The 21826-nt window shown below is 40.4% G+C and carries 15 protein-coding genes; 10 read left to right on the top strand and 5 right to left on the bottom strand.

Annotation, left to right across the window (positions count from 1 at the left end):
• The first annotated feature begins 106 nt into the window (after positions 1-106).
• A complete protein-coding gene (locus tag EOK74_RS16910) occupies positions 107-442 on the top strand; it encodes a hypothetical protein (protein WP_133471293.1) in 336 nt (111 codons plus the stop codon).
• Between the two features lie 294 nt (positions 443-736).
• Here the strand turns inward: EOK74_RS16910 and EOK74_RS16905 are convergent, their stop codons facing one another.
• Complete coding sequence (locus tag EOK74_RS16905) at positions 737-4927, bottom strand: ATP-binding protein (RefSeq protein ID WP_133471292.1); 4191 nt, start codon at positions 4925-4927, stop codon at positions 737-739.
• 561 nt (positions 4928-5488) lie between these two features.
• On the opposite strand from EOK74_RS16905, the gene EOK74_RS16900 reads away from it, so the two are divergent.
• Positions 5489-6814 (top strand): GGDEF domain-containing protein, encoded by a 1326-nt coding sequence (locus EOK74_RS16900; RefSeq protein WP_133471291.1) that lies wholly within the window; start codon positions 5489-5491, stop codon positions 6812-6814.
• A gap of 32 nt (positions 6815-6846) precedes the next feature.
• On the opposite strand, the gene thiI is transcribed toward EOK74_RS16900, so the two are convergent.
• On the bottom strand, positions 6847-8304 hold the full coding sequence (thiI, locus tag EOK74_RS16895; RefSeq protein WP_205964684.1) for a tRNA uracil 4-sulfurtransferase ThiI: 1458 nt from the start codon (positions 8302-8304) through the stop codon (positions 6847-6849).
• Positions 8305-8575: 271 nt separating this feature from the next.
• Here thiI and EOK74_RS16890 point away from each other — a divergent pair, with 271 nt between their 5' ends.
• The 3 genes from EOK74_RS16890 to EOK74_RS16880 all read left to right on the top strand — a co-directional run bounded on the left by EOK74_RS16890 (position 8576) and on the right by EOK74_RS16880 (position 11255).
• Complete coding sequence (locus EOK74_RS16890) at positions 8576-9079, top strand: RNA polymerase sigma factor (RefSeq protein WP_133471289.1); 504 nt, start codon at positions 8576-8578, stop codon at positions 9077-9079.
• Positions 9072-9731: a hypothetical protein gene (locus EOK74_RS16885; protein WP_133471288.1), complete on the top strand. Its 660-nt coding sequence runs from the start codon at positions 9072-9074 to the stop codon at positions 9729-9731. Before EOK74_RS16890 ends, EOK74_RS16885 begins: the two co-directional genes overlap by 8 nt.
• Before the next feature lie 147 nt (positions 9732-9878).
• Positions 9879-11255, top strand: coding sequence for a hypothetical protein (locus EOK74_RS16880; protein ID WP_133471287.1), 1377 nt, complete (start codon positions 9879-9881; stop codon positions 11253-11255).
• Here the strand turns inward: EOK74_RS16880 and EOK74_RS16875 are convergent.
• The gene (locus EOK74_RS16875) at positions 11252-12229 is read right to left on the bottom strand and encodes a LysR family transcriptional regulator (RefSeq protein WP_239024147.1); all 978 of its coding nucleotides are present in this window, start codon (positions 12227-12229) and stop codon (positions 11252-11254) included. The genes EOK74_RS16880 and EOK74_RS16875 overlap by 4 nt on opposite strands.
• A gap of 171 nt (positions 12230-12400) precedes the next feature.
• Here EOK74_RS16875 and EOK74_RS16870 point away from each other — a divergent pair, with 171 nt between their 5' ends.
• Together EOK74_RS16870 and EOK74_RS16865 are read left to right on the top strand one after the other, a co-directional pair.
• A complete protein-coding gene (locus EOK74_RS16870) occupies positions 12401-12925 on the top strand; it encodes an acyloxyacyl hydrolase (protein ID WP_239024154.1) in 525 nt (174 codons plus the stop codon).
• A gap of 70 nt (positions 12926-12995) precedes the next feature.
• Positions 12996-13649 (top strand): MlaC/ttg2D family ABC transporter substrate-binding protein, encoded by a 654-nt coding sequence (locus tag EOK74_RS16865; protein WP_133471285.1) that lies wholly within the window; start codon positions 12996-12998, stop codon positions 13647-13649.
• 74 nt (positions 13650-13723) lie between these two features.
• Here the strand turns inward: EOK74_RS16865 and EOK74_RS16860 are convergent, their stop codons facing one another.
• A complete protein-coding gene (locus EOK74_RS16860) occupies positions 13724-14566 on the bottom strand; it encodes a M90 family metallopeptidase (RefSeq protein ID WP_133471284.1) in 843 nt (280 codons plus the stop codon).
• Positions 14567-14773: 207 nt separating this feature from the next.
• On the opposite strand from EOK74_RS16860, the gene sbcD reads away from it, so the two are divergent.
• Both sbcD and EOK74_RS16850 read left to right on the top strand, forming a co-directional pair.
• Positions 14774-16012 (top strand): exonuclease subunit SbcD, encoded by a 1239-nt coding sequence (gene sbcD, locus EOK74_RS16855; RefSeq protein ID WP_133471385.1) that lies wholly within the window; start codon positions 14774-14776, stop codon positions 16010-16012.
• Complete coding sequence (locus EOK74_RS16850) at positions 16009-19683, top strand: AAA family ATPase (RefSeq protein ID WP_133471283.1); 3675 nt, start codon at positions 16009-16011, stop codon at positions 19681-19683. Before sbcD ends, EOK74_RS16850 begins: the two co-directional genes overlap by 4 nt.
• Before the next feature lie 110 nt (positions 19684-19793).
• On the opposite strand, the gene EOK74_RS16845 is transcribed toward EOK74_RS16850, so the two are convergent.
• On the bottom strand, positions 19794-20723 hold the full coding sequence (locus EOK74_RS16845) for a LysR substrate-binding domain-containing protein (protein ID WP_133471282.1): 930 nt from the start codon (positions 20721-20723) through the stop codon (positions 19794-19796).
• A 129-nt stretch (positions 20724-20852) separates the two neighbouring features.
• Between EOK74_RS16845 and EOK74_RS16840 the strand changes: the two genes are divergently transcribed.
• Positions 20853-21826, top strand: a 974-nt coding sequence (locus EOK74_RS16840) for a multidrug effflux MFS transporter (protein ID WP_133471281.1), incomplete at its 3' end; no start/stop codon positions are given.

Raw genomic sequence — 21826 nt, 5'->3', positions numbered from 1 at the left:
GGCCTAGTTTCGGTGTTTAGCTTAGTTTGTCTAAAGTTAACATTCTCAAACCTTGCCTAAGAATATTTTTCAATATACTTTTGCCAGAGTCAGAGTGAGGGAACATATGAAAATAATCAGTGTTGCAATAATAAGTTTTATATTTGGTTTGGCCATAGCTGCCTTAGTAAGCTTTAAATTGCTGATGGGTCTAGGCTACGACGCAGTCATTGGAAAATTAACCGATAACGTTATCTTTTACCGTCAAATTGAGCAAGGCAATCCAGAGCTAACTCAAATGGCAATCTCGTCATCTTTAGATCGTTTCATTAGCCTTGCTGAAGAGGGGGAAGAGTCTTTTTGGGTTTCACCAGATAAGAACGACTTACAAGCGTTAATTAGAGCAAAAGAGTTACATGCTCAATTAACACTGCTGAATGATGAAAACCGTTCAACTAAGTAACACAATTCAGCACCAATAGTTTCAGGTTTAACCAAGCTTAAATTTAATGAAGTAGCATGCCAAGTTAGTGACAATTTATGTAATCTTAGCGAGCTAGGAAACTGAAGATTTCAGTGTCATCAATTAACAATAATTATCAAGGCAGCCATCATAGTTCGAAGAACTAAAAGCAATGGCTGAGCCACCAAATTAGCGCCCAGTTCTGCCACTGCCACTGCCTTGGTCTTGTCTGGAAACCTGTAGGTGCAGATTTTTTGAAACTTTAACTTTTTTAAATATCAAAACTAAATCAAATCATTCACTCGCACTGTCTTCTGCTTCACCTGATGCGTTTGTTGGCTGTTCTTTGTCTACAGTCAATAAACGGCAGGAACTCGACATCATACGTAAATGAGCCCATTCGGCGATGTAGAACGGGTCATCGAAGTCATCATACAAAAAGTACTTATGGCGCAACTTTCGTTGGTACGACAGCGATTGAATATTATCAATTTCAAGTAGGTCATAGCGAAATTTGTTTAGATGTAGTTCAACGTATTTTTTGTCTAGGTACATAGTGGGTAAGGTATCCTCTTCATAAGAGGAGCTATTATTTGTTCCGGGTGTAAATTTCTCTACTTTCTCTTTCGCTCTATCTTTTAACTTTTTTAATGCTCCGTCAATGAAGTCGATGGGTTCGCCAGTAGAGCTTATTAATTTACTCTGTGTGTTAACGTAATCGATTAATTCGGCTAGATTGAAATAGATGTGTGTTTTTGATGGGAAGCTATCAGGATCATCACTTCGAAAGGCTTTTTTGTAATCATCTAGTGCTTCAGATAATTGTTCAACAATGTTTGCAATGAGGTCAAATATAGTGTGTTTTTCAGTTTCAGACGGTTCTGACAACTTAAGCATCTCTTCTCTTAATTTATGCATATCAAACCTTGCACTCAACCAGCGGTATAGGGCATGGACTCTGGGTAGGTTACCTATTGGTACGGGAATGATATTGAAGTTAAAAGGTATCTCTGGTGTCGATGAAATCCAACCACCAATTGAGTATCTGCAGTAGTTTTCCCATATGCCAAAAATCAGTAAATAGTTACTAATATTCGAACGACACCACACCATAGTTGAATATTGTTCATGTGTTTCATATTTTTCATCTTTACTTAATGACTCGAGCACATCATAAGCTCTAAATGTATTGGTATGAAGTTTGTCATCAGTATGAAGTTTGTCATCAGTATGAAGTTTGTCATCGTTATTTTTATTTAACGCTTTATATCGAGATAATACGCCTTGTCGCAGTGCTACATTCGAGGACTTGTCTGCTTTTTCCACACAATTTTGAGCACATCCGATGATATCATTCAGCCAGTCAGTTCTGCTCTTTAACCTTGAAGTTAATCTGGAAAAGGCCCCAGGTTTTAATCTTTCCGTTAAAGCTTGATAGTCTTTATTGTTTGGCTCCAAATGCTTCCAAGGTATGATTTCTAGCAACGCAATCCAATTAAGTAGAATAGCGGTGTATTGATGGGCTGCTTCGGCGTAACGTCCGGCTTTCTTTGATTTATCTGCGGCTTTAAATATGTTTATAAAGCTATTAGCTAGTAAATTGATGTTGTGTTCTTCCTCGGATGTAAGAGGATGACTTTCGTGATCACTTAATTCTATTTTGGGCCCACTAGAAAACTTCGATAACTCGCCCTCTAACTTCAACATATATTCTACTAACACAAACCATTGGCGATAAAACTTAGAAGGTGCCAAGTTTTGAGTCTCTTTCATACCAGCTAACTTTTTTAAATTATGGGCTAAAGAAGAAAACTGAGATTGTCCCAAAATATATAGAATTGAACTAGCCGTGCTTCTTACATCAGATGAATCAAGGCTTCCTTTTAGAACATTATTAATGAGACGCGATAGGCTTTCGTTACCTTCTATCTCAGTATACATACCACTAAAATAGGCGGTAGTTAGGTATTTCGATAAAAACACATGACGATGCTCAGTTCCGCCCTGATCCCCACCGCCTACGCAATAGTGTCTTTGGTAATCGTCAATTCTGGTGAAGTTACCTGATTTAATATTGGCAAAGTTTATTGCTAATTTGGCAATGATTGACTGATTAACGAAGTGATGAGTATTTTCTTCTGAATTAAAGTTGGGCAAGCCGTCGCTTAGGTACTTGTTTGTTGTTTTGTAGCCAATTGCATTACTGCTTACTTCAAAGATAATTTGCGCTGTTTTTTGAGCTTCGTGGTAAAGGGAGATTGCCTTGGTGGTATTTTCTCTTTCTTCTTCTAACCGACCTTTTTTCAGTAAACTGCGGATCAGCATGTATTGTGCTTCAAGGGAAATACCGCCGTTTTCTCGCCATGCTTCTTCGTTGTCAGTTCTTAACACTTTTTTCAATAAATAGATTGTATTGCTATAGCTGCTCGATGCTAAATCGTAGCGATGTTCGCATACAAAAATATCGCCCAGTATGGCTTGAAGTTTGGCACTTGCTAGAAAGCTATTTAAAGAGCCATCGGGAGCTTGCCGCTGGGCTTCTCGTAAATAGAATTCCCTTACGGGTTCGGCAGAGTCAAGGGCAAACTCAAAACTTGACGACTTAGCTCCCAGTATTTTTGCAAAGTAACTAAATTCCATATCGGAAGACAGGTAATAGCGATAGGGGTAAATATTGTTTGAGGTTTGCCTGATCATTGATTGAAATGTTGAATGCACGTAATCATCGGCAATGTAAGAAAGAGATGACTCAGCGTGAACATCTATTCCCGCAATAGTGCGGTCTATCATTGCCCGTGAAAACCCTCGACTATGAAATCGAAAAGTATCAAGAATAGTGATAAGCCCTGAGACAGCTGCTTTATCATCGGTTTTTGATGTTGAGCGGCCTATATTAACGTCAAACATTGCGTACAATCGTGCACTGACAAACATGCGGCATATATCTGAGGGGGTAAAAATTAATACTTTTTGGTTTGGTATTGGTGCGAAAACTTTAGGTATTCCACGGGTATTCACTCTAGTTTCCATATGATCGTTATAGTATTCAATGTGATCGTTAAGCATGAGTTTGAGGCGTTTAAAATTGCCCCACGAATGTAAGGTCAAATACTTAATAAAGATTTCAAAATAAAAGAGGTAATCAAGGGTGATTTTTTGTTGCTCTTTGTCATTAAGGTCTTTGAAATCATCACCTGACGTAAGTGCGTTTTCTAATAGATTATCAAGGTTATCTGAGCCAGAACCAAATATCACTGTGTTGACATATTGTCTGACCATAGACGAATAGCAATCAGATTGGCCATCAGACCAATCTGTCAGTAGGGTAGGGATATAGAAAATATCATCAAATACACTCTCGTATAGCACGCTTGTGTATCCTGATTCAGAATAATAAGCATCAACGATCTCTCTGCCTGCCACTATGATAAATACGCAATGGGAATTGTTCATCAGTGCCTTGAGCCCTCCTAAAAGCTCATCCACTTTTTGTTTTCGAGATTTATTGTTAGTTGTGTAGCTTTCTGAGGTGGAGGGGTTAATTTTATCAACTTCATCAAAGGTAATGATGTAGCTAATACCCTTTTCTCGTTGTTTGTTAATATAGGTGATTAGACTTTGTTGAATTCTTCTTGCTGAAATGGGCTCTTGTGATAATTTTTGTCGGCTCTGGAATACAGCGCTTAGACCGCTTGGAAAAGCGGCCCCTGATGTATTGTCCCACTCTCTACTAAATCTAGACGCAAGGGCTAGTTCTTCAATCATCCCATGACAAGAGCATAGTTTTTTATAAACGAACTTGGCGCTTACATATACTAGGGCAACGCATGTTAGGTAGAAAATCAAATTCGCTTTGTAAGTTTGAAATAAACCTGAAAGGTCAGTTGCAAAGAAGTTTTTTAATTCAAAAGCTTGGTCTTGATAGAGTGTAAAACCAGTAAGCGCGATAAACACGACAGTCGAGAGGAGTAGCGACCAGACTTTAATTCTTCGATATGAACTTAGGCTAAGTGAGTACATAATTTCTACTAAGTCACAAAGAATATCTCGAGTAGACAAATCTGAATCTACGCCTATATCTAAACGAAGGTCATTTATTTCTAAGGTGCGGTACAAACTATCACTGTTTAAATCATGTGAAGACTTACATTTGTACAAAAATTTTCTAAACATTAGCCGTATGCAGGCAAACCATTTTTTACCTTTAATAAGTTCTTTCACAACAGTGTTAACCAAATGGGTTTTGCCGACACCTCTATATCCACCCACCAAGAAGCTACCACCACGACTCTTTTTTGAAAGCGCATTTGAAATTGACTGTTTGAGCTTGGTTTTAAATCTGTCTCTACCGACAAATACGTCTTTATCAGCTTGGTTGCTCTTGATGGGTAAAACCATGTATTGAATATAACTGTTGCTATTACTATTTGACTTATTGTTATGTGTAGAGTCGTTAGGTAAAGTGTTTTGCTTGTCGCCCGTCATAAATTCAACTCCCTGAATAGCTTATTATTTAAGCAATAATATAGAGTTACGAATGTAATGACCATATCGATAAAGTTATTATTTCAATTGGGCATTGGGATGTGAGCAAACACCCTCTTTTGGCGAGGTAAAAGAGCTTATTGTGGGAAGTTAGACTTAACACTACACGATTTAGTCATGGTAATTAAACACATCAGCCACCAAATTAGCGACCAACTCTGCTACTGCTTTGGTCTTTTGAGCTGCCCTTGTATAGATGTTGGAAGGTCGAATAACGCAGCAGCCGTTATCTAGGTTGATAGTTATTGATGTGTAATAGTGGATATGTAGCTAAATCACATTTCACATATTGGGGCATTATTTTCAGTTTTTTCTATTTAATCGCCTAAGTGCGGGTACCTAACAACCGCTTAGATGTATAATCTAGTGAACAGAATTGCGCTCAAATATTTAAATAATAGGTAGGCTGTCATCTGCTTGATTTACAACTAAAGGCTAATTTAAAGTGGTTTTAATACTAGCTATAATTTTTAGTTGGCTATCTTTTTCTGCGGGGTATATGTGGATCAATTTACTGCACTTCTATTGAATATAGCTTTGTATTCAATCGTTCCACTTTATTTAACAACATATAAATCCCAAACACGGCTTATCTCCTTTTATGTATTTAACGGTGTTGTGCTCTTTATTGGTAGCTTCGCTGGGAGTGTTTATTCTTTTTCTTTAGCTGAAAACCTAGTGGTATCTGGAGGGAATATTGCCTTCGGTGCATTTTTGATGAATACCGTAATGTTAATCATAATAGAGCGTAATGTGGACTCGTTACGAAACATGCTTAGGTTTGTTATTCTCATTGATACTTTTATCTTCGTTATTTTTTATTTTATTTATTGGGTAGTTTCTTCAGAAATTGGCATTAACACATTTAATTTACCGGCAGAACTATTCAGTATTTCCTTTAATATACTGCTGTTTGGAGGAGTGCTAATTATATTCGAACTCTTTGTGTTAATAGTTATTTTTACTCAAGTCAGCAAGCTGGTTTCCAACGTTGCCATTATCGCAATTATCTATACTTTAGCCTTTATCTTTGTGATGTGTTTAGACGGATTTTTATTCCCAATAATTGCTTTTAGTACATCTCCGCAATTAACTGAAATAATTGTAGGCAATGTATACAGTAAGTGGCTGTTAGCTATGTGTTATAGCGTGCCTTTATTGATTTTTTACACTGTGTTTAAGCATAAACTCGTACAATTTATAGAAGCACCATTACAAATTAAAGATTTTGTTTTTATGCCACGTAGAGTCTTATTAGAAAAGCTTCATCAATATGAAGAGCGAGATAAAAAGCTACAGAAAGAGAAAGAAGAGTTACTTGATGTGTCTATGCAAGACGGATTGACATGTTTATTTAATAGGCGAAAGTATGATCAGGAATTAGCAGCTGAATGGCAAAAGTGTGAATTGAACGCTTCTCCGTTAACTCTAGTTATTGGTGATGTAGATTTCTTTAAGGCCTACAATGATTTTTATGGGCATGGTAAAGGAGACGAGTGCCTAAAAGAGGTGGCCATTTTATGGAAGGGAATTTTCAAACGGCCATCTGATATTGGTGCTCGTATCGGTGGAGAGGAGTTTGCTTTTATTCTTCCAAATACCAGTGTACAAAGTTGTGTAAAAAACTTGGAAAAATTTATGCAAAAATTGCGTGAAAAACATATACCTCACGAAAAATCTTCTGTCGCTGCGCACCTAACTATGAGTTGTGGGGTTGCCTCTGTAGTCCCAAGTGAAGAAGGTTCGATTAAAGAGTTGTTTGCTATAGCTGATTTGCGATTATACAAAGCTAAAGAAATGGGGCGCAACACCATAGTGGCGATGTAGCCTGTGAACTAGATTCATTTTATAGGCCTAAATTAAGGCCTGTATACTTGCACTTGTTTATATCCTTGTTCGTTTAACAGCATAGCTTGTAACTGACTCATTACGCCCCGCTCGCAGTATAAAAAGTATTGATGGTCTTGAGGTAAAGCCGCGAACTGTGATGCCAATTTAAAAAACGGTATGTGTTGTACTTTGGTGTTTGCTAGCGTTAGAGGTGTTTGCTCTTGTTCTTCGGTAGTGCGTATATCTAGCACTATGGCGTTACCTGGGAGTACGTCAACTTCAGTCACGTATTCGGTTTGTTGTGCGGCTTCTTCAGCAATTGATAAGATATCTTGTATTTTGGCTTCTGCCACTACACGCTCGATAATGCCAAAGTCGAGTTTGCTTTCTTCGTGAGCTACTTGCTGAGGGTCTGCCTTAGTGGTGGGCTTTTTTGAAATTACGCCGCAGTATTCTGGCATCACTTTTGCGAACTCTTCAGTACCAATGTGAGTGGCCTGATCAATGATTTCTAGCTTGTCCATGCAGATCAATGGGCGCAGAACTAAAGCATCTGCTGCTTTATCTATTATGCTCAAGTTGACTAAGGTTTGGCTAGAGACCTGACCCAAACTCTCACCTGTGACTAAGGCGCTAATATTCATTTTGTGGGCTACTTTGCTAGCAGCTCGCACCATCATACGTTTTAGCACTACTCCCATTTGGCTGTTGGCTACGTTTTCAAGAATATCTGCCACCACAGGTTCAAAATCAACGGAGATAAATTTAACTCTGTGGGATTCACTGTAACGCTTCCATAAGTAGTAACTAACCTGCTTTACGCCAATTTCGTGTTCACGGCCACCTAGGTTAAAAAAGCAAAAATGAGTTCGGGCGCCACGGCGTATCATTTGATAAGAGGCCACACCTGAGTCATAACCACCAGATATAAGTGATAACACACTTTCTTGGGTAGGTAGGGGCATTCCACCTAAACATTTGATGCGGTGGTGGCTTTGTATCAAGGTGTTTTCGTTTACTTCAAACTCTATGGTCAGGTCGGGGTGTTTCAGCTCAACACCTTTGGTGTCACAATTTTGGTTAAGGTAACCGCCCACGTAGCGTGCAATTTCTAATGACGAAAACTCATGTTTTCCTCGTCGTCTTACTCGTACTACAAAGCTTTTATTTACTAGTAAAGGTTGCCAAGCTTGCTTAACTTGTTGGCATATGTCGTCTAAATCGGTAAACGTGCTTTTTTCAACCTGTATTATTTGATCGATACCAGGAATACGTTGCAGTAGTTCAATTACCTCATCAACTTTATCTAAGGACTTTTTGTTTACGATTAACGTAAATTTGTCCCAAGAAGCACGCACTTCAACAGATAGATGATTACTTTTAAAAATACGGCGAATATTACCCTCAAGTAAAAATGTAAATCGCTTACGTACTTGGCGGCTTTTAATGATGATTTCGGGGTGTAATCTGATGACAAACTGCATAATGAAGACGTAGGCTTTTTACTAAATAGAGTTGAAGCGCGGATTATAACGGGGCGCTAACATATTGCAAAGAAAGCAGGAAACTAACCAGTAACAAGGGCTATTGGCTACTATAGGGCTATCTACACTATAAATCATAAATATTTCACATAGCTTGTGATTTTTTTAAAGGTGCTGCGAATCATTACAGTGACACCGAAATTGGAAGGTGTTATGGACATTTTAACCAAACTACAGAAACCGAGAGCCAAGGTATGGAAAAGAGTAAAGCAAAGTGAGCTCACATAATGAACCACTGACCTTTGAGGCAATGATCGCTACTCATAAAGGTATTCTTTATAAGATAGCCCGAAGCTACAGTTATTGTGATGAAGAAAGGCGAGACTTGATTCAAGAAATCACATTGCAGTTGTGGCGTTCGTTTGCCCAATATGACCCAAAGTTTAAACTAAGTACTTGGGTGTATCGCGTGGCTTTAAACACAGCTATATCTTTTTTGAGGCGAGACTCCCTAAGAAAAGCACATATTGAGTTAACGGATATGAGTTTGTTAACTGAGCCAGTTGATAGTGCCAATACTGAGTTAATGCTAGAGGTAGAAAGGTTACTAAAGGTATTAAACAAATACGATAGAGCTCTATTTATCATGCATTTAGATGGTTTGGATTATGCCCAAATAGCAGACGTATTAGATATTTCGGCAAGTAATGTCAGTACAAAAATTTCACGCATTAAACAGCGTTTAAACACACTTTTTATCGGAGATGATAATGGATAACATAGAGAGAATGACCCAAGCATGGGCGCAGCAAAACGAAAAACTAGAACAAAGTATTGCGGTAAGTTCAGAGGCGTTGAAGCAGGTAGCTCTGCTCAAGGCTGAAAAAACAATGGGCAACTTTTTGATGGTCAATACCTTCACAGTCATTGTGGGGATTTTAATGAGTAGTTTTATGTTGCACTTTATTGTGAGCAATATGAGCAACATTAATATGCTACTAGCGGGCGCCGCCATTTTAATTTGGTCATGCTTAATAACAATGGGTGGTATAAGGCATTTGTTTATGCAGTTGACGTTAGATTATTCTAAACCTGTAATAGACGTGCAGCGGCAACTTAATAAAATAGGTTTGTCTGTACTTTATTATTTAAGGGCGTCTTTACTGATTCTACCTTTTTACTTTGCTTATATAGTGGTGGGTTTTGAGTTGTTTTTTGGCGTAGACATAGTTCAGCATGGCGATACCAATTGGTTAATCTCACAACTAGTATGCTCAGTGCTATTTGCTGTGTTGGCAATCTATTTATTTAAGCAACTTTCCCCAAATAATGTTGATAAGCCCCTGACTAAAGTGCTGTTAAGAGGTTGTGGCAATCAAGCATGGCGGGCTGCTCAAGAATTAAATGAGTTGCAACGATATGCGCTATAAACCAGATGATCACACCTAAACTAACTTTGAGGTGTGATGTATATTAAAGGGTGTAGGTAGCTTTTGAGACTGGGTAAAAATTAAAAACTCAGGCATAATTACTTTGGTAGTGTTTGATAGTGCATTGGCAAGGTGGAATAAATATTAGTGGATAAAATTAAGCTTACACAAGATGAGAATCTTTCCATTAACATTAGTTTTCCTTTGCTACCTAGTGATCATCAAAGGCTAGATGTGTATTTTTCTTTGCCTGAAGAAATGGGTATAAGCTCCAAAACCCTCACTGAAGAACACTATTTTCACAGTAGTATTCAAAGTCAAAGTGCTTATTATTCTGATCAGCTACATTTACCTCTAGTACGAAGCCGTTTTATCAGTCAAAAGAAAGGTGAACAAAGCGACTATCGATTAAATCTAAACTTGTTTTCTTATCAAATTCGCATCGCCTTAGATATCGATATAAAACAAACCCTTAAGCTTAAGACGCCAAAAAAATTCTATCCTCAAGCCATAGAAATAGCTGAACAAATTTCTGGGTTGCTTAAAAAACTACGACGCTACACGCCACCGGATAAAAAGTTTAAAGCGTATTTTGAAAATGCTGATAATTACTTGAGTTGGCAAGTGGAGCAGTCCTTTTTAAAGTTGATATCAAGGGCGCCTAAAAGTAGCGATTTCTCTAGCGAGCGAAACTTTTTGTTGGCCTTCTGCCGCCGCGAGAATGAATACAGAGCCAAGAATAACTACAACTCAGAAATTACCTTAAGTGATCCCAATCGCATTACCAATAAAATGCGTTTGCTACAAAGATTAATTGAATATGGTGTGGTGTTTAACAAAGATTTCAGAAACTTAAATACTAACTTAAACCGTATGGTGCGGGGTACGGTTACTGCGGTAATAATGGCCTTTGTTATGATGTTAGTCTTAAACGCCCGCACGAGTTTCACTGAGGTCACCATAGCTTTAGTGGGGATGTTAGGTGTGGTATATGGCTTACGGGAAATTTTTAAAGACGACATTACCCGTATATTATGGCGCTGGATCCAAAAAGGCTTACCCAAATGGCGCATCATTTTCAGCCACACAGCCACTAAGTCACGGGTAGCGACGCAAACCATTTGGTTAGAATACATTCGTAATAAAGACTTGCCCATTCGAGTAGACAGCTTGTTTCAAACCCGTCGCCAACAAAACAAACAAGCTGCACAATTGCTACATTTTAGAAGTGACACTAGGGTGAGCGCTAAAAGCTTTTTGCCAGGCTATGAAGCCATTCAACAACGTATTAATTTTAATTTAACGCCATTTATTCGCTTTTTAAGAAAAGGTGAGGGGCGTTTGTACTCACTTGAAGGCAGTAAAATATCTAAACAAGCGGTAGAGCGTAGATACCAAATAAATATGGTGTTAATGCATACCGACAAAGAAGATGAACAACAAGTGCAACGGTTCAAAATCACGCTTAATCGCTCCAATATTATTAATATTGAAGCCATGGATTCAGATATAGGTGAAGTTTAGTGGGATTCTTGCCCCTTATTACACATAGGTGAGTTGCCTTTACATAAACTATCCATCACTTGGGCTGTTTCTAGCTCTACGTTTTTGCTGATGATTCTTTTGAAATGCTCACGTAACCAAATTAAGCCTTGGTCTCTGTCTTGCCGTTTATGCCAAATGCTAGAGACTTGTTGCGGCATTAAATCTAATGGCGGTTTGGTTGCAGCAATGTCTCCATTAATAATTTCTTCTGCCACAGCTGAAATAGGTACCACACAAATCAAGTCGCTATGTTTTATCAAACATGCCACCGACGAAAAGTGATTAACAGTGACCGCTATACGCCTAGATAAACCGTGTTGCAGTAAAACTTGGTCTGTGTAACCTGTAATATCTCCGGATAGAGACACTAGAAGATGATCGGCTGCAGCAAATTCTTCTATATTGAGATTGGCTTTCGCTAAAGGGTGGTCATGATTCATTACACAAATAAATAGAGGGGAGAATAAATATTCGGCTCTAAAGGTATTCGAAATAACCCCTGAAGTGCCTATCACCATATCGACTTCTGCATCTTCCAAAATTTGCTCGGTATTCACTATTGTGTAGGGCACCGCATGAAGATTTACCCCTGGGGCTTCTTTCTCTATGACCTCACGTAACTCTGCCCACACCATGTCTACGACTATATCGGTTACCGCTACTCGGAAGGTACGTTTTGCCGTAGCTGGGTCAAATGCCTTAGGGTCGACCGCTTCGGTTAGGGATGAAAGAGGATCTCGAACTTGATTCCATAAATTCTGGGCATGTAAAGTGGGCTGAATATTTCGACCATCTTTTACAAATAACTCATCTTTCCATGCAGCGCGCATTCTACTTACTGCATTAGATACCGCTGGCTGAGTCATCGCCAAGCGGTTAGCGGCTCGGGTGATCGAACGCTCGGTCATTATGGCGTCGAAAACCATTAATAGGTTTAATTCTTGTGGCCGCATGGGTTACTCACTAGTAAAAATTGTTTGCATACAATACATCACAAAATAAAATGTGTCACATATAAATATATAATTATTTTTATGTTTTTTAAGTCTTCATAATTCACACTCGAGAAATGACAAACAATGAGGATTAAGAGGGTGAGGGTTGGTAAACGTTTTGGTGTAGCTATATGGTTGGCTGTTTTCACCATACTTACAAGTCAGCATTCATTTGCAAGCGAACAGGGGGTAGCGATTGACTATCTTCATGGAGAGCAAGAATTAACAGGTATCCGGTTGGCGTATCGTCCCTATTATACAAATTTAGCAAAATTTGAGTGGTTAGGTGATTTAGATGTGTATTGGGAAATGAGCCTGAATTTCTGGGAATTTGGCGATCAAAATCAACATGAAACAAATTATGCCGTAGCGCTGTCCCCTGTGTTCTCAAAGCAATTTGATACTTTATATGGCAAATACCCCCTTAAATGGGAGTTTGGAATTGGAGTTTCATTGATAACAGACACTCGCTTTGCGGGTAAGAATGTTGGGTCACATTACCAGTTTGAAGACAGGCTAGGGGTTATTATGGAGTTTGGTGAGGAACTCAAAAGCTCGGTAGCTGTGCGCTATATGCATTACTCAAATGGTGGTTTAAACGACCATAACCCAGGTTTGGATTTTTTAAATGTTTCGTATGCTAGGCGCCTTTAATACCTAGTTAAGCATGATTGTATTCGTTTTATTTTAATTATTAATTTTAAGCTCAAAGGAGCGCACACACATGAACACACCCTTGTCTAAAATCATAAAGAATGTGAGCTCAGTTACGCTCTTTCTTGTGACAACACTTGTTGCCAATGCAAGTTATGCTGAGCAAAATAACCCACAGCTATTGTTAGAAAAAGTCACTAACACTACCTTTGAGCGCATTGAAACAGAGCAGCAAACTATTGGGTCTAACCCAGATCATTTGCGCACTATAATTGAAGAAGAGTTAATGCCTCATATTGATTACAAATTCGCTGCATTTAAGGTATTGGGTAAACACTTTAGAGCGGTCCCTAAAGAGCAAATCCCTGAGTTTGTTGAAGAGTTTAGACAGTACTTAATCTCTAACTTTGCGGTAGCTTTAGCAAGTTATGGTGGCCAAGAATTAATATTTGAACCCACTAGAAATTCGGAAGAAGCTAAAAGTATAACTGTGAAAGCGATCATTAGAGAAGCTGAACGCCCAGACATTCATATTAACTTTAAACTACGTAAAAATAAGAAAACCCAAGAGTGGAAAACCTATGACCTGGTAGCTGAGGGCATTAGCTTGTTATCTAGTAAGCAAAGTGAATTTGCACCTATGATCCGCCAACAAGGCATACAAGCAGTAATCGACGTTATGAAAAGCCAAAATAGCGAGCCGTTATCTGTGGCTGTTAACTAGACTCAGTTAATTAATCTTACTGTCTGCTGGGAGTGTTTTTGAGCTTATCAAAATACTCCCACAGAGTTATTCCTCTAATCTACTCTGTTTTTAGACCACTGTTTGGGGTCTACTAAATAACACTGTTTAAATTGTTCATAGAGTTTTGGGTGGTGGTTTTCTAAGGGGTGAGGTTTTTCAAAAAATGTCTCTGTGACTACAGCAAAAAACTCCGCCGGTGACGTTGCCCCATAGGTATCAATCACATCATCTACACCTTCAGCCCATTTTTGTTGCTGTACTTTGAATTCTGCATTTAATACCTCTGACCAGGCTTTATATTGGGCTGCAGTTGGCAGCATAGGTAGCCCATCCATTGCAGCATTTTCTTCATCTAATTTGTGGGCAAATTCATGCATCACCACGTTACGGCCATCGCGGCTGTCCCTAGCACCTTGTATTACATGACTCCATGCTAAAACGATTGGCCCTCTGTGCCACGATTCGCCAGCGCGTGTGCTGGTATCTGTAATGTGTAACATACCGTCGGTGCGGGTGCTGTCTGCTTGGTAGGTATCTGGATAAACCAAAATACTTTGAAATCCAGGGTAGTAGTTGCCGGGTCGTTTTAAGATAAGCACACAAGCCTGGGCTGCAATCAATACTCTGACTTGGTCGGTTATGACAAAGCCATCACGGCCCACTATCTCTTTTTCGTCTAAAAATATCTGAATATGTTGTTTTAATGTCTGCTGTAGTTCATCAGGTAAGCGGCTGTAAAGGGGGAAATCAGCTTCTAATATCTGTGAATAGGCCGCAGAAAATGGCTGGGCTCGCAGTTCAGCGCGTCTTTGCTGCTGTTTTTGAAGTGTGCGCTTATCTCGATAAAACCAATAGAACAGTATTAAAAGAGGAATAGATAACAAGCAGTAAATCATAATGTGAACCTTAGCATGGCGGGTACTGATGAAAAGTCGGTGTTTAGTTTATCAAGTAATCGCTTATCAAGTAATCTTGCTTGGTGGGAGAATAAAAAACCATGGGATTTTATAAAGGGTAAGCACGGTGACCACAGATTTTGCGATACAATAACCCCTATTACTTTTTCTCGTACTCGTACCATTTTTTATCAAACAAGGCTCAAAATGAAGATACTGCACACCTCTGACTGGCATCTAGGACAAAGCTTCTTCACCAAAAGCCGTAAAGACGAACATCAAAAATTTATTGAATGGTTATTGCAGCTAGTTGCAACAGAGCATATCGATGCCGTCATCATAGCCGGTGATATTTTTGATACTGGCACCCCTCCTAGCTATGCTCGAGAAATGTACAACCAATTTGTGGTCGACATGCAAAAACTCAATTGCGTGTTAGTGGTGCTGGGGGGGAATCATGATTCGGTATCTACCCTAAACGAATCTAAACAAATATTAGCCTGCTTAAATACCTTTGTGGTCGCAAGTACTGGGGTCGCAGCCAGTGAACAAGTGTTTAGCATTCCCGATAAACAAGGCCAACCTGGGGCTATTTTATGTGCTGTCCCCTTTATTCGCGCCCGAGATGTGTTGCAAAGCACGGCAGGTGAAACCGGCCTACAAAAACGCCAAGCCTTGGGCGAAGCCATTAAGCAGCACTATCAAGAGCTCTATCAATTAGCCTTAGCTCAAAAGCTGCAGACAGGGCGAGATATACCTATTATCGCCACTGGTCATTTAACTGCATTAGGGGTAACGCAATCAGAAAGTGTGCGAGATATATACATAGGCACACTCGACGGCTTTGCTGCAGATGGCTTTCCGCCGGCAGATTACATTGCACTGGGGCATATTCATAAACCACAAATAGTGGCTAAGTCTGAACATATTCGTTATTGCGGCTCGCCAATACCATTGAGCTTTGATGAGCTGGGTAAGCCCAAACAAGTGATGCTGGTGGAATTTTCTGGAGCGACAGTCAGCCAGTTACAGCCAGTAGAGGTTCCTAATTTTCAACCTATGGAAGTCATTAAAGGTGACTTGGCTGCTATTACTGCTAGGTTGCAAGCTTTTGAGCAATCAAATGCAACTTCGCTAACTTGTTGGTTGTGCCTTGAGGTAGACAGCCAAGATTATTTGTCTGACCTGCAAGAGCGCGTTCAAGGGTTAACTGCAGACTTAAATGTTGAGGTGCTGCAACTGCGCCGTTCTCGTAATCAGCGCCGTCAACTCTTGAATCAAGCGAGCAACGAAACCCTAGCCGAATTAGCCCCTGAAGAGGTGTTTGAAAAACGTTTAACCATGGAAACCTTCGAAACAGAACACGAGCAAGCCACCCTAAATAAGGTACGTCTAAGGTTTAACCAAATACTCTCAGAGGTACAAGTGCAAGGGAGTGAGCAATGAGAATTTTAAGCATACGTCTTAAAAATTTAAACTCATTAAAGGGCGAGTGGAAGGTAGATTTTACCCAGTCCCCTTTTATTGATAATGGACTGTTTGCCATTACCGGCCCCACTGGAGCAGGTAAAACTACCTTGCTTGACGCCATTTGTTTAGCCTTGTATCACCAAACCCCAAGGCTTGGGCAAATTACTAATTCAGCCAATGAGATCATGACCCGTGGTACAGCCGAATGTTTGGCTGAGGTGGAGTTTGAAGTAAAAGGTAAGGCTTATCGTGCGTTTTGGAGTATGCGCCGCTCTCGGGGTAAGGTAGATGGCAATTTACAGCCCGCAGATACAGAGCTAGCCGAAGTCAGTACGGGTAAGGTCTTAGCCACGCAAATACGCCAAAAAAGTGAAGAAATCGAAAATATCACAGGGTTAGATTTTGGCCGCTTTACTAAGTCTATGATGTTATCTCAAGGAGACTTTGCCGCATTTTTGAATGCCGACGAAAAGCAACGAGCCGAGCTTTTAGAAGAGCTAACAGGTACCGAGATATACGGTAAAATCTCTATTCAGGTGCACGAACATTACAGCCAAGCCAAACAACATTTAAAAGAATTACAAGCGGGAGCCAATACCTTCGCCTTACTCAGCGCTGAGCAAAAACTCGGATTGCAAAACGAGCTTGCTGAATTGCAAAGCAAACAAAAAAGTGTCGAAAAGCAAGTTAACATTCATGAAAATCATATTAAATGGTGGGACAAACAGCAAAGCGCTCAAAAAGGTCATGACAATGCAACCACCCTTTGTTTACAAGCGAAGCAGGCAATTGCAGATGCCCAAGATGACTTGGCTTTATTGCAAAAAAGTGAACCAGCAGAACGACTACGCCCTAATTGGCAGCGCCTAGTTGAGATCACAAGCCAGTGCCAAAATACCGAAGAACAGGTAAATGAGCATCAAAAAACAGAGTTAAGTCTGCAAAAACAGTTATCAGCGGCAAGCGAAATACTCGCAGCTGCGACGCTCGCTTTGCAAACGGCTAAGAATAATCAGCTTGCCCAAGAAAAGCTCATCACCGAGCAAGTGATACCGTTAGATAATCAAATTACTAACCTTCAAGAAAACCTAAATAAACAGCAGCTACACATTACAGAGACACAGCAGCAACAACATGTGTCGGAAGGTAATAAAGAGAGGCTAAGTAAAGACTTAGCCGAATTAACCGAGCAGCAGACCCAAGTACAAGATTACTTAAATAAACATGCAGCTGATAGCCAAGTGGCTGAATATCTCAGTGGCTGGACTACGGCCCTTGAACAAATTAATCGAGACCAACAAAGCGCACATAGGCTACAACAGCAAACTGTTACCTTAGAACAGCAGGTTAGCGAGAACAGCCAAGCCCAGAAGCTAATTAACCAAAAATGGCAAACCCTTAATGAAGGGGTAACTCAGCAACAAGCGGCCTTTGCTGCTAAACAAGCTGAGTATCAAGCATTAAGCCAAAGCTTAAGTGCGGCAGAAGCTGAGCAACAACAAATACAGCTTAATAATGTGTGGCCTGAGTTGCTTAAAGCTCAAGATATACAGCGCCGGGCACAACAGCTAATAACTGCTAAACGTGACGACCAGCAAAAGCTATTATCGAGTCAAGCTAATGCAGACTCGCTAGGTAGCGAGCGCACCTCGTTACTTCAAACATACCAAGAGCAAGTTCAGCACTGTAAAGACCTAACGCTATTAGTGAATCAAGAAGAGCAGTTAGCCGAGTACAGAAGACACTTAAAAGGCGGCGAGCCTTGCCCTTTATGTGGTGCCTTGGCGCACCCTAAGGCCGCTGACATGCAGCTGGATATTCCTGAAACGGTTACCAGAAAAAAACAGGCCGAAGCTCTGCTTAGTCAATTAGAAACTGAGGGCAAAGGGGTACGTGAAAAACTAGACTTGTTACACCTCAATATTCAGCAATTACAAAAGCAACTATCTGAACACGACACCCAAGAAGCGCAACTCAATACGCATTGGCAACAATGCCAGCAGGCCCTGCAATGCGACCTTGCCATTAGTGACCAAGTAGGTTTGCAAAGCTTCGAGCAAAACCTCAAAAATCAGCTCGATAAGCTATCAACTCAGATCAATAACCTGAAACAAGCTGATAAAGCATTACTTAGCTGCAAAGAATCACTTAGCCATAGCGAAAGAGAAGCAGATAAACTCAATAGTGAGCAAAAATTGCTTGAGCAAAGTCAACAAACCCTTGAGCAAAATCGGCAACAAACCGCTACAGATTTAAATAAATTAAATACACTCGTAGAACAGGCTCAAACTAGATTAATGAGCAGCATTGAGGCTTTAAATTACACATTGCCAGCGGAGCAAGAACTTGCACAATGGCTACAAGTTAAAGTGTCTGATGTAAAAGTGTACCAAGATAAAAGTCGTCAAAATGAACTGATAAATAATAAATTTGTAGCTAAAAGTGCTGAATTGTCTGGATTTGAGCGAGCTTTGATTGAGCTGGGTAAGCAATTAAGTTCGATGCAAGCAGAAGAAGTTCGCCTTAAAGAAGAGTTAGCTAATGCCAACCAACAGCGACACCAACTATTTGGTGAACAATCTGTATTTAATGCTAGAGAAAACGTCAATGGGCGATTAACTCAAGCCGAGCAGTCTTATCAAGTTGCGCTTGATTCTCATAAGCAAATAGAGCGACAACATGGCGACCTATTAGCCGCCATAAAAGTTAAATTACAACAGCAAACTGAGTTGCAGCAGTTACGTAAAGAGCTAGCTGATACGTGGCATGAGTTACTGACTAACAGCCCATTTACGAGCCAAAGTGAATTTGAAGATGCACTATTACCTGAGCAACAACGCAGTGGTTTACTCACTAAAAAGCAAAGCCTAGACAGCCAATTGCAAAAGGCCAATACCTTATTAGAACAATCAAAAATCGAGCTCAATGCCCTCAATAATGAACCCCAAGCAAGTACTTGGCAGCAAACACAGCCGCAACAAGTGCAACTCTTACTAGCGCAACTACAAACTGAAAAAGACGCCTTAGTTGAGCGCAAAGGTGGCATTAGCAGCCAACTGCAAAAAGATGAAAACGAAACCGCGCGACAACAAACCTTGTTAGATCAAATCGCCGAGCAACAACAAGAGTACGACCAATTGAGCTACTTGCACGGCTTAATTGGCTCGGCCAATGGTGATAAATTTCGCCGCTTTGCTCAGGGACTAACCCTAGATAACCTAGTGTACTTAGCCAACAAACAGCTAGACAGAATACACGGCCGTTACTTACTTAAACGCAAAGAAGAGCAAGGTTTGGCGCTTACGGTACTCGATACATGGCAAGGTGATGTAGAGCGCGACACCAAAACCTTATCGGGGGGCGAGAGTTTTTTAGTGAGCTTAGCGTTGGCCCTGGCTTTGTCTGACTTAGTGAGCCATAAAACTAGTATCGACTCGCTGTTTTTAGATGAAGGGTTTGGCACTTTAGATGCTGAGACCTTAGATATTGCGTTAGATGCCCTAGATAACCTTAACGCCTCTGGCAAGATGATTGGCGTGATTAGCCATATCGAAGCCATGAAAGAGCGCATTCCAACTCAGTTACGGGTGACCAAGAAGAGTGGGCTAGGGGTCAGTGAGTTAGAACGAGAGTTTGCAATTGTGTAACCGCTTTGTTGGCTTATGGGCTTTGCCCACAGAAAAAAGAAACCTACAGAAGCTCTAGGTCAAGCTTTAGCCCGTCAGCTCATCTAGCGGCGGCCATTAATTGGCTTCGCTCAATTCTCAACTTCGTTAACGTTATTAATGATTAAATCACGCAACCATTTATGCCCTGAATCTTGTTCAAAATGTTTATGCCATAGTAATACATAAGCCCCGGATTCAAAGTCGATAGGTATGGGTAAGGTGCGTAGCTTAAAATGCGACGCCATTTGGTTGGCATGCCTAGCAGGGGCGCATAACATTAAATCACTTTGCTCACATAGGCTCATTGCGCAGTAGAAATCAGGCATTTCTATCGCAATACCACGATATATGTTCTGCTCTGTCAACACATCATCTAACAACCATTGATCTAACCCGCCCATAATGACTTGGATATGCCTGTATTGTAAAAAACTCTCTAAGTCCCAAGTTTTGTGTAGTGCTGGGTGGTCCTCTCGTACTAAACATAAAGAGTGTTCGCGTATTAATGTGGTCTGATTTAAGTCATCAGGGATGAAGCGCATATGCAGTGGCGAGCGTTGGTCCAATTCGCGACAAGCAATGCCTAAATCTATCTCACACTTAAGTAATTTATCGAGGCTTTGGGGCTCCCATGTTTGCGTAAGTAATCTTACATTTGGGGCTGTAGACAATAAGTTGGGCATAAAATGCGGGAAGGTCAAAGAATATGCTGTATTCAACAAATCGATGCGAAAGCTACGATCGCTCACTTCAGGCTCAAAGGCTTTGGGCCTTGTAAGTTGATCAAATTGGGATAACAGTTGTCGCAATTGAGGTAATAATTCGATGGCACGGGGCGTCGGTTTTAAACCTTGGCCTGTACGCTCAAATAATGGATCTTCAAATATATCTCGCAGTCGCGCTAGATGCTTACTAACAGCTGACTGACTCAAATGTAAACGCCTAGCCGCAGAAGTCACACTGTGTTCTTCAAACAAGGTGTTTAGAACATGTAATAGCTTTAAATCAATATTTATCACAAATGCATTCCATTATAGAATAGTTTCAATCACAACAATTCATTTTTACTCATAATGCTAATGTCTTATACTTGCGCTGTCTATAGTGGCTGCCTAATCTTCAGAGCAGTCCAATTTTCGGAGCAATGAATGACACGCACAAGCTTATTACCCCTATTGATATTAATGGTGTTATTCAGTCCCTTAGCGATTGATATATTTTTACCAGCGCTGCCGATTATGGCGCAAGAACTTTCAGTGTCATTAGTTACCATGAGTTGGAGCGTTACCATTTTTTTACTGAGTTTGGGGCTTGGGCAACTAGTAACTGGCCCATTAGCTGACAAATACGGCCGAAAACCAGTAGCTTTGGCAGGTGTAATTGTTTATGGCCTATCGTCAGCGCTCATTGTCATCGCATCCAGTATTGAGTTGGTACTCATTTCTCGTTTACTACAGGGGTTTGGGGCTTGTGCCATTGTAGTGGCGGCCTTTGCGTGTGTTCGGGATCGTTACGATGCCGTCCAAAGTGGTGTGATGTATAGCTACCTAAATGGCGCTATTTGCTGCATTCCGGCACTCGCCCCACTTTTAGGTAACCTACTAACTGAATATTTTGGCTGGCGCAGCAATTTTGAATTTATGACTGGGTACGCCGTTTTTGCAGGGCTGATTATTGTGTTTTCCCTAACTGAAACTCAGCTTAAAAAACCGGCAACTGAAACAAAGCTAATCAACATAAATGCCTATGCAGATATTGTAAAACATCCTGTTTTTTTATTTAACGCCGTAGTTGTGATGCTAGCCATGGCAGTGATTATTGCTTATGTCACGGCTGCACCGGGCTGGTTGATGGTACACCTTGGGCTAGACAGAGAAGGCTTTGTGTTTTGGTTTAGTTTAAATGCAGTGTTAAATGTAGCTGCCAGTGTGTTAGCGCCAAAAGCGTTAATCAAATGGGGGCCACGAATAACTATTGGTTTTGGTATGTTAGTGCTCATTGTATCTGGACTGTTAATGCTAGTGTTTTTGTCATGGCACCATCCAGCTGGTTTTATGTTGCCCATAATGCTTAGTTCAGTGGGTTTTTCATTGATGATGGGGGCATGTGCTGGCCAAGCATT

Origin of the sequence: Paraglaciecola marina, from assembly GCF_004360155.1 — a bacterium.
Classification (GTDB): domain Bacteria; phylum Pseudomonadota; class Gammaproteobacteria; order Enterobacterales; family Alteromonadaceae; genus Paraglaciecola; species Paraglaciecola marina.
Note: the sequence above shows the minus strand (reverse complement) of the source record. Positions and strands in the feature narration are given on the sequence as shown.